This is a genomic window from Clostridium sp. AF34-10BH (assembly GCF_003478095.1).
GTDB lineage: Bacteria > Bacillota > Clostridia > Lachnospirales > Lachnospiraceae > Acetatifactor > Acetatifactor acetigignens.
In genome coordinates this window covers 1,680-4,186 of the sequence record NZ_QUEC01000016.1, presented here as the reverse complement: position 1 = coordinate 4,186, position 2,507 = coordinate 1,680, and the positions used below count along the sequence as shown (strand labels likewise).

The following is a 2,507-nucleotide window of genomic DNA, read 5'->3' as shown; positions in this document are numbered from 1 at the left end:
CTATAGGGCTCGAACCTATGACCCTCTGCTTGTAAGGCAGATGCTCTCCCAGCTGAGCTAAGACCCCACAAGGATTAAAATCCTTTAACGACCCAGATCGGACTCGAACCGACGACCTTCGCCGTGACAGGGCGACGCTCTAACCAACTGAGCCACTGGGCCATTCCTGAAGATAACAATTTGTACCTTCAAAACCGAACACTGAAACTCTATCTCTTATACCTTAACTTACATCCTTTTCCTATCCAAAACCTTTGGTCAAGCCCTCGACCGATTAGTAAATGTCAGCTGAACACATTGCTGTGCTTACACCTCATTCCTATCTACCTCGTAGTCTTCAAGGGGTCTTACTCATTTCTGAGGGATATCTCATCTTGAGGGGGGCTTCACGCTTAGATGCCTTCAGCGTTTATCCCTGCCGGACTTGGCTACTCTGCCATGGCTCCGATAGCCAACAGATACACCAGTGGTCCGTCCATCCCGGTCCTCTCGTACTAAGGACAGCTCCTCTCAAATATCCTCCGCCTGCGCCGGATAGGGACCGAACTGTCTCACGACGTTCTGAACCCAGCTCGCGTACCGCTTTAATGGGCGAACAGCCCAACCCTTGGGACCTGCTACAGCCCCAGGATGCGATGAGCCGACATCGAGGTGCCAAACCACTCCGTCGATGTGAACTCTTGGGAGTGATAAGCCTGTTATCCCCAGGGTAGCTTTTATCCGTTGAGCGATGGCAATCCCACTTTATACCACCGGATCACTAAGTCCTACTTTCGTACCTGTTCCACCCGTCGGTGTCACAGTCAAGCTCCCTTCTGCCTTTGCACTCTTCGAATGGTTTCCAACCATTCTGAGGGAACCTTTGAGCGCCTCCGATACCCTTTCGGAGGCGACCGCCCCAGTCAAACTCCCCGCCAGACATTGTCCCCCACCCAGGTCATGGGTGCAGGTTAGAAATCCAATACTGCAAGGGTGGTATCCCAACAGCGACTCACATAAAACTGGCGTTCTATGCTCAACGTCTCCCACCTATCCTGTACATACAGTATCGAATCCCAGTATCAAGCTGGAGTAAAGCTCCATGGGGTCTTTCCGTCCTGGCGCAGGTAACCAGCATCTTCACTGGTACTTCAATTTCACCGGATGCATTGTCGAGACAGTGCTCAAATCATTACGCCTTTCGTGCGGGTCGGAACTTACCCGACAAGGAATTTCGCTACCTTAGGACCGTTATAGTTACGGCCGCCGTTTACTGGGGCTTAAATTCGAAGCTTCGTTGCCTGACTTCTCCTCTTAACCTTCCAGCACCGGGCAGGCGTCAGCCCATATACCTCACCTTTCGGTTTCGCATAGACCTGTGTTTTTGCTAAACAGTTGCTTGAGCCTATTCTCTGCGGCCCTGCTTTCACAGGGCACCCCTTCTCCCGAAGTTACGGGGTCATTTTGCCGAGTTCCTTAACAATGCTTCTTCCGTCGGCCTTAGGATTCTCTCCTCATCCACCTGTGTCGGTTTACGGTACGGGTATGTGTATCACTATAGCGGCTTTTCTTGGCACATGGCTCACATGCTTCCCTACTTTGGTTCGGTCCACATCACGTCTTCGGATTGTAAGGAAGATTTGCTGTCCTTACTCCTACCCCGCTTGTACCGGTTTTCTCTTTCCCGGCTCATGCTCTCCACATGCGTCCCCACAGTTCTGGGTACACATAGTACAGGAATCTCCACCTGTTATCCATCGACTACGTCTTTCGACCTCGCCTTAGGCCCCGACTTACCCAGAGCAGATCAGCTTTACTCTGGAAACCTTGGATATTCGGCCGGAAGGATTCTCACCTTCCTCTCGCTACTCATTCCGGCATTCTCTCTTCTTAGCACTCCACTGCTCCTTATCGGTACAGCTTCGCTGCGCTAACAATGCTCCTCTACCACTCCTAAAAGGAGTCCTAAGCTTCGGTGTCGTGTTTCAGCCCCGGACATTTTCGGCGCAGGACCTCTCGACTAGTGAGCTATTACGCACTCTTTGAATGTATGGCTGCTTCTGAGCCAACATCCTAGTTGTCTTCGAAATCCCACATCCTTTTCCACTTAACACGCACTTTGGGACCTTAGCTGTAGGTCTGGGCTCTTTCCCTTTTGACCACCCAACTTATCTCGTGCAGTCTGACTCCCGTGCATCACCTCTATGGCATTCGGAGTTTGATAATCTTCGGTAGACTTTGACGCCCCCTAGGATATTCAGTGCTCTACCTCCACAAGGTTAACACGAGGCTAGCCCTAAAGCTATTTCGAGGAGAACCAGCTATCTCCGGGTTCGATTGGAATTTCTCCCCTACCCACACCTCATCGCCACCCTTTTCAACGGATGTGCGTTCGGCCCTCCATTGCCTTTTACGGCAACTTCAGCCTGGACATGGGTAGATCACCCGGTTTCGGGTCTACGTACACTGACTTAACGCCCTGTTAAGACTTGGTATCCCTTCGGCTCCGCACCTTAAGTGCTTAACCT

At 51.5% G+C, this 2,507-nt stretch carries 2 tRNA genes and 1 rRNA gene (2 of these 3 cut by a window edge); all 3 read right to left on the bottom strand.

Annotated features, from left to right (window positions below):
• Positions 1–67: transfer RNA gene (locus DWZ61_RS19935), tRNA-OTHER, on the bottom strand (it extends 60 nt beyond the left edge of the window).
• A 21-nt stretch (positions 68–88) separates the two neighbouring features.
• A tRNA-Asp gene (locus DWZ61_RS11335) sits at positions 89–162 on the bottom strand.
• Positions 163–254: 92 nt separating this feature from the next.
• Positions 255–2,507, bottom strand: a 23S ribosomal RNA gene (locus tag DWZ61_RS11330); it runs 721 nt beyond the window's last position.